5 protein-coding genes and 2 riboswitches are annotated in these 6754 nt (G+C 54.2%); all 5 genes read left to right on the top strand.

Features of this window, described 5'->3' with window-relative positions; genetic code table 11:
* The coding region (locus tag NNL21_RS23365; protein WP_256555422.1) for a DUF4129 domain-containing protein at positions 1-457 on the top strand (457 nt) is incomplete at its 5' end.
* A gap of 173 nt (positions 458-630) precedes the next feature.
* The gene (gene guaA / locus NNL21_RS23360) at positions 631-2169 is read left to right on the top strand and encodes a glutamine-hydrolyzing GMP synthase (protein WP_204820638.1); all 1539 of its coding nucleotides are present in this window, start codon (positions 631-633) and stop codon (positions 2167-2169) included.
* Positions 2170-2433: 264 nt separating this feature from the next.
* Positions 2434-2533, top strand: a riboswitch (purine riboswitch).
* Positions 2534-2662: 129 nt separating this feature from the next.
* Positions 2663-4042 carry an NCS2 family permease gene (locus tag NNL21_RS23355; RefSeq protein ID WP_204820639.1) on the top strand — a complete coding sequence of 460 codons (1380 nt, stop codon included), beginning with the start codon at positions 2663-2665 and terminating at the stop codon, positions 4040-4042.
* A gap of 668 nt (positions 4043-4710) precedes the next feature.
* A riboswitch (purine riboswitch) is annotated at positions 4711-4812 on the top strand.
* Positions 4813-4978: 166 nt separating this feature from the next.
* Positions 4979-5464, top strand: a complete 486-nt coding sequence (gene purE, locus NNL21_RS23350; protein ID WP_204820641.1) for a 5-(carboxyamino)imidazole ribonucleotide mutase — start codon at positions 4979-4981, stop codon at positions 5462-5464.
* 56 nt (positions 5465-5520) lie between these two features.
* Positions 5521-6750, top strand: a complete 1230-nt coding sequence (purK, locus tag NNL21_RS23345; protein WP_204820718.1) for a 5-(carboxyamino)imidazole ribonucleotide synthase — start codon at positions 5521-5523, stop codon at positions 6748-6750.
* Positions 6751-6754: the final 4 nt, after the last annotated feature.

Here is a 6754-nt window from a genome sequence, read left to right as displayed (position 1 = left end):
AGGGGCGCATGCCCTCGCGCGCAGTGCCAGCGGCGCAGCCGCGGCACGGCCGTGGGCCGTGGCCGGGCTGGCCGCGGGCGCCGTTGCCGCTGCTGGGCTTGCAGCAGCGGCATGGCGCAGACGCGAACGCGCGGCGTTCGCGCTCGCGCTGCGCCGGTACGGCAGCGCGCTTGCCGCGGGCCGGCAAACCGCGGCCCGCGGGCAGTTCCTCGTGCTCGCGGACCAGCTGTGGCGCGAGCTGCAGAAACGATGCGGGCCGCGGCCCGCAGGCCGCACCTCGCGCGAGTATGCAGCGGCGCTGCAGCTGCCGCCGCAAGCCGCAGGCCTTGTCGCCGACTTCGTGCGGTGGGACGAGCAGGCCCGCTACGGCGCAGATTGGCCGGAACAGCCTTCGAAGGAACAGCTGAGCCGGCTGCTGCAAGCCGTAATTCAGAAAGACGTAAAATCCGTGAATTAACGATGCAGCTCCCGTCCGATCAATGGGCGGGAGCTTTGCGTTTGTCACGGGTTTACCCTTATTACCCGTGGATTCGGGAATGGAGTTCGAAGGAGCTGCTCCTTCCGCCTTGACTGTCCCAAACGCAGTTATATATAATTAACCCAATGATTTGAGGGAGGCTCGGCACGAAAATGGAAAAGCCAAATGAATTAATCGTTGTCCTCGATTTCGGCGGACAATACAACCAGCTAATTGCAAGACGCATCCGGGATTTGGGAGTCTACAGCGAACTTCTGCCATACAACACGCCGGCGGAACGGATCCGCGAACTGCAGCCGAAAGGCATCGTGTTCTCGGGAGGTCCGGCAAGTGTGTACGAGGCGAATTCGCCGCTCGTTGACCCGGCAGTTTATGACCTGGGTCTGCCGATCTTCGGTATTTGCTACGGAATGCAGCTGATGTCGCATCAGCTGCAGGGTAAGGTTGAACGTGCCGGTAAGCGTGAATACGGCAAAGCGGAGGTAGAGTTCAACCTAGGCTCTCACCTGGTTGAGGGACTCGATAACCGCCAGACGGTGTGGATGAGCCACGGCGACCATGTCGTCGAGCTGCCGACGGGATTTCGCGTGGATGCCTCTACGGACCATGCGCCGATCGCGGCGATGAGCCATCCGGAGCGCAAGCTGTTCGCGGTGCAATTCCACCCGGAAGTGCGCCACTCGGAGCGCGGTAACGACATGATCCGAAACTTCCTGTACAACGTCTGCGGCTGCGAAGGAAATTGGAGCATGGAAACGTTCATCGAGGATGCGATTCGCGATATTCGCGAGCAGGTCAGCGACCGTAAAGTGCTATGCGCCTTGTCCGGCGGGGTGGATTCATCCGTTGTGGCGATTCTGCTTCATAAAGCGATCGGCGATCAGCTGACCTGTATGTTCATCGACCACGGCCTGCTGCGCAAAGGCGAAGCGGAAGGCGTCATGGAAACCTTCGTAGGCAAATTCGACATGAAGGTCGTGAAGATCGATGCCAGCGAGCGCTTCCTGGGCAAGCTGAAGGGCGTTGACGACCCAGAACAAAAACGGAAGATTATCGGCAACGAGTTCATCTACGTGTTCCAAGAGGAATCCGCGCAGTTCGATGACTTCGAATTCCTTGCTCAAGGCACGCTGTATACCGATATCGTTGAGAGCGGCACTGCGACCGCACAGACGATCAAGTCGCATCACAATGTGGGCGGGCTGCCGGAAGATATTAAATTCAAGCTCATAGAACCGCTGAAGGCCTTGTTCAAGGACGAGGTGCGCAAAGTCGGCGAAGAATGCGGATTGCCGGAAGCGATTGTCTGGCGCCAGCCGTTCCCGGGTCCGGGTCTTGCGATCCGTGTCCTAGGTGAAGTAACTGAGGAGAAGCTGAAGATTGTTCGCGATTCGGATGCGATTCTGCGCGACGAAATCATCAAAGCAGGTCTAGACCGCGAAATTTGGCAGTACTTCACGGCGCTCCCGAACATGAAGAGCGTCGGCGTCATGGGCGATGCGCGTACGTATTCCTACACGGTAGGCATCCGCGCGGTTACATCCATCGACGGCATGACGGCAGATTGGGCTCGTATTCCATGGGATATCCTGGAGAAAATCTCCGTTCGAATCGTGAATGAGGTCGACAACGTCAATCGGATCGTTTACGATGTCACGTCGAAGCCGCCGGCTACGATCGAGTGGGAATAAGTCTTTCCGGGTTATCGATTTGCAGTAATTTTGAAATATAACGGGCGAGCATCCTTTGCCTTTTCCTGCTTGGAAAAGACAAGGGATGTTTTTTCGTTTTTGGCTGCATCAGCAAGCGATGGTTCAGAACACCCTTCAATTACCGGAAATCCGCAATGTTATACGGAGGGCGGCTTTGCAGGGGGGATATTACAACCGTCGACAAAAACATTCAAATTTTTGTTGACAGATTTGTCCCATTCTTTTTAAGATGGGTAGGAATAAGAACACAATTGCATACCTTTTCGTATAATCCCGGGAATCGGCTTGGGAGTCTCTACGAGGTCACCGTAATGATCTGGCTACGAAAAGCAGGAAGTATCCATGGCACCGGTCCGCCATGCATATTTTTCCTGTTTTGCGCGGAACCTAAGAGGACGTATGCTGCTGACAGCATACACTTTTCTTGGGTTTTTTGTTTGTTCTACACATTTTTTGGGGAGGGCATTAAAAAATGGACGGTTTCTTTCGTTTGAAGGAACACGGAACAAATGTAAGAACAGAGATTATGGCAGGCCTCACGACTTTCATGACGATGGCGTATATATTAGCTGTCAACCCTGGTTTGCTCGGTAGCGCGGGTCTGGACGTATATTCGGTCTTCTTGGCTACTGCGCTTGCGGGCGGCATCTTTACCATTTTGATGGGGCTCTTCGTTAACTTTCCAGTTGCGCTTGCTCCCGGCATGGGGCTTAACGCGTACTTCGCGGCAACGGTATTGGCATCGAACGGCACGATATCAGCTGAAATGGCACTAACGGCTGTTTTCTTCTCCGGTATCATTTTTATTATTCTTACGATTACACAGGTTCGCCAAATGCTTATTACGGCAATTCCGGACAGCCTGAAGCATGCGATTACGGTCGGCATCGGCATGTTTATTACCATCATCGGGCTTAAGACAAGCGGTGTGCTTACCGTAGCTGTCGAGAACTCGGTCACAGAGATTCCCAAAGGCATGTACACCGATGTGCTGGGCTTCGAAACGGTATTCCACATGGGCAGCATCACCAACCCTAGCGTATATTTGACGCTGATCGGCCTGCTGCTTATCTCGGTATTGATGGTACTTCGTGTTCCGGGCGCTATTCTGTTCGGTATTCTGGGCACGACAGTAGTTGCGATCATTACCGGCGACGTTAATGTTAGCGCAGGTCTTTCCGGACAATCATGGGCGCCGGATTTCTCCAAACTGAACTTCTGGGATTTTGACTTTGCAGGCGTGTTTGAAGTGGGTCTGATCTCGGTTATCCTTACGTTCACATTCGTTGAGCTGTTCGATACCTTCGGTACACTCGTTGGAACGGCAACCCGTGCAGGGTATATGAAGGATCCGGAGAAAGGCAAGAAGAAAATCGGTAAAGCGATGTTCGTTGATGCGATTGGCGTCAGCGGCGGCGCTATGCTGGGTACAAGCACGGTTACGGCCTACGTTGAAAGCTCCGCGGGTATTGCCCAAGGTGGACGTACGGGTCTTACGGCCGTAACAACCGGGGTTGGATTCTTGGTGGCATTGTTCCTATGGCCGCTGATCTCCCTCATTCCGGGCTCGGCAACGGCTGCGGCGCTGATTATTGTTGGCGTGCTCATGATGCAATCGGTCAAAGAAATCGACTTCACCGATATGGTTTATGCGATTCCTTCCTTCTTCGTCGTTGCGTTCATGCCTTTCACATACAACATTGCAAACGGGATTTCATTCGGTATTGTGTCTTATGTGATTCTTGCGGCGCTTGGCAATATGTCCCAAAAAGGAAAGTACAAAATCCACTGGTTAATGTGGATTCTCGCGATTCTGATCGTCCTGCGTTACGGGATGCTTGGCGCGGGCTAATAGAGAGATGAGAACAGCGCTGGACCGGCGCTGTTTTTTATTTTCCGGTAAGTGTAAGGCGGGCAACGGCAGATGGTTTAAAGGTAAAAAAGGGTCTACCGGAATCGAACTGTGCTGGAAAGCCAGCCGTAAGACCCTTTTGTGGAGCTACAGCAGCGGCAAGGGTGTTGCGGGTGATGAATTAGATACTGTAAGAGTAAAAAAGGGTCTACCGGAATCGATCAGTGCTGGAAGCCCAGCCGTAAGACCCTTTTGTGGAGCTACAGCAGCGGCAAGGGTGTTGCGGGTAATGATTGAGATACTGTAAGGGTAAAAAAGGGTCTACCGGACACATCGGTTCCGAAATTTCTTGCTGTAAGACCCTTTTGTGGCGTTACGGCTGGCTGTCTATGCCGACGGCAATGCCGGGGTTCAATGCTGGTAAGGTTCAAAGGCTTGTATGGAGTCGGGATGCCGCGAGCAAGCTAATCGATATATGGTATACAATGATGCAGGCACTTTTGGCCATCATTTAAGGGCAAATGCCCAAACGAAGTGAGTATGTTCGCAGCTTATCCAGTTCCTGTGACGCAAAAGCGAACTTTTCTAAAAGTTTACTGAATTAATGTTCGTATTTAGGTTGACAGTTTCTAGAGCGATTCGGTAAACTAGAGAAGGCCGAGGCGTAATCCGTCTCTTGGTGCTAATCTCGTATAAGTTCGGGAATACGGCCCGAAAGTTTCTACCCGAGAACCTCAAATTTTCGGACTACGAGCATGAAAGTGGGAATATCAGGTTGTCTCTTTACGGGACAGCCTTCGCCTGTCTTTAGGCGTTTTTGTTCCCCCTTGCGTTCGTGTCCAGCGGCAGTCTTTCGATATCGAAGGTTGCTTGCCGGACTTTTTTACGTTATTAGAGCGATTACCAACAATTTATATACGAAGGTGGGTTTGGTGCATGGCAGCGAAAGTGGGCGTCATCATGGGCAGCAAGTCGGATTGGGAAACGATGAAATTAGCCTGCGACGTTCTGGACGAACTGCAAATCCCGTACGAGAAGAAGGTTGTTTCGGCGCATCGTACGCCGGACCTGATGTTTGAATACGCGGAGAGCGCCGCAGCCCGCGGCTTGAAGGTCATTATCGCGGGAGCGGGAGGAGCCGCCCATCTGCCCGGCATGGTCGCTGCAAAGACGATTCTGCCGGTTATTGGCGTTCCCGTAAAGTCGTCGAATTTGAATGGACTCGACTCGCTTCTGTCCATCGTGCAGATGCCCGGGGGCATACCCGTGGCAACCGTAGCGATCGGCAATGCCGGAGGAACGAACGCCGGCTTGCTTGCCGCACAGATTCTGGGCGCATTCGATACGGATGTGCAGGAGCGCGTGCAGGCGCGTCGCGATCGTATCCAGCAGGAAGTGCTGGAAAGCAGTGAAACGCTATGAGTGAATCCGGCAAACTTGGCGGAGGCTTGATCCCTCTGAATGAGCTGCTCGGCGGAATGGATGGCGAAAGTTGCGGTATTGATGGATGTGTGCCTGCCAGCGGGAATGCGGAATCGAGTGCGGTAAGCACTGCTAAGACGAAAATCATCCTGCCAGGTTCTACGATCGGCATCCTTGGCGGAGGTCAGCTTGGCCGCATGATGGCTAATGCAGGAAGCGCGATGGGCTATCGTTTCGTCGTGCTCGATCCGACACCGGACGCGCCTTGCGGACAAGTCGCGGATCAAATCGTCGCAGCCTATGACGACCGCGAAGCGGCTCATGAGCTGGCGAAGCGGTCGGATGTCATTACCTATGAATTCGAGAATGTCGACGCTGACGTTGCTGCTATGCTCATGAAGGAATCCTATGTCCCCCAGGGCAGTGAGCTGCTATATACAACGCAGCATCGGCTGCGCGAGAAGCATGCCATTGAAGCTGCGGGCGTGAAGGTTGCTCCCTATAGCGAAATCCGCAGCGTGGAAGAGCTGCGCGAGGCCGTTCGGAGATTCGGTCTGCCAAGCGTGCTGAAGACGGCAACCGGCGGTTACGACGGCAAAGGGCAGTGGGTCATCCGCAGCGAGGCCGAGATCGAAGAAGCCTATGAAACGTTGAGCCGTGCGCGTACAGAGCTGGTGCTGGAGCAGTTTATCCGGTTCGAGAAAGAATTGTCCGTCATCGCGGCCAGAAGTCCGCAGGGCGAAATTCGGACGTTCCCGGCGGCAGAGAATATTCACGTGGATAATATTCTTCATCTGTCCATTGTTCCGGCGAGAATCGATGTGCAGCTGCAGCGTGAAGCGGAAGAGCTCGCGGCGCGCATTGCAGAGGGTCTTGGTGTCGTCGGTCTGATCGCCGTGGAGCTGTTCCTCACCGCAGGCGGAGAGCTATTCGTCAACGAGCTTGCGCCGAGGCCGCACAATAGCGGCCATTATACGATGGAAGCGTGCCGGACGTCGCAGTTCGAGCAGCATGTGCGCGCGGTCTGCGGGCTGCCGCTTGGTGATACATCGCTGATGACGCCTGTCGTGATGGTGAATGTGCTCGGCGAGCATGTAGAACCGCTGCTTGCGCTGATGGCGGAAGCGGATGAAGCGGCGCAGCGGCTCGGCGTTGCGGCTAAGGTTCATTTATATGGAAAGCATGAAGCGAAACATAAACGGAAAATGGGACACGTGAACGTGCTTGCCGCGGATACGGAAGCTGCACTGGCTTGGATTTCCGAAACGAACATATGGAAGGATTGAGACA

The organism is Paenibacillus mendelii (genome assembly GCF_024498075.1).
GTDB lineage: Bacteria > Bacillota > Bacilli > Paenibacillales > Paenibacillaceae > Paenibacillus_Z > Paenibacillus_Z mendelii.
The sequence above is the reverse complement of the archived record's forward strand: the minus strand, read 5'-3'. Positions and strand labels throughout refer to the sequence as shown.

Bases quoted from the DNA above. Each gene is read 5' to 3' on its own strand.
- purE (WP_204820641.1), top strand. From the start codon at position 4,979: ATGGCAGCGAAAGTGGGCGTCATCATGGGCAGCAAGTCGGATTGGGAA.
- NNL21_RS23355 (WP_204820639.1), top strand. From the start codon at position 2,663: ATGGACGGTTTCTTTCGTTTGAAGGAACACGGAACAAATGTAAGAACA.
- guaA (WP_204820638.1), top strand. From the start codon at position 631: ATGGAAAAGCCAAATGAATTAATCGTTGTCCTCGATTTCGGCGGACAA.
- purK (WP_204820718.1), top strand. From the start codon at position 5,521: ATGGATGGCGAAAGTTGCGGTATTGATGGATGTGTGCCTGCCAGCGGG.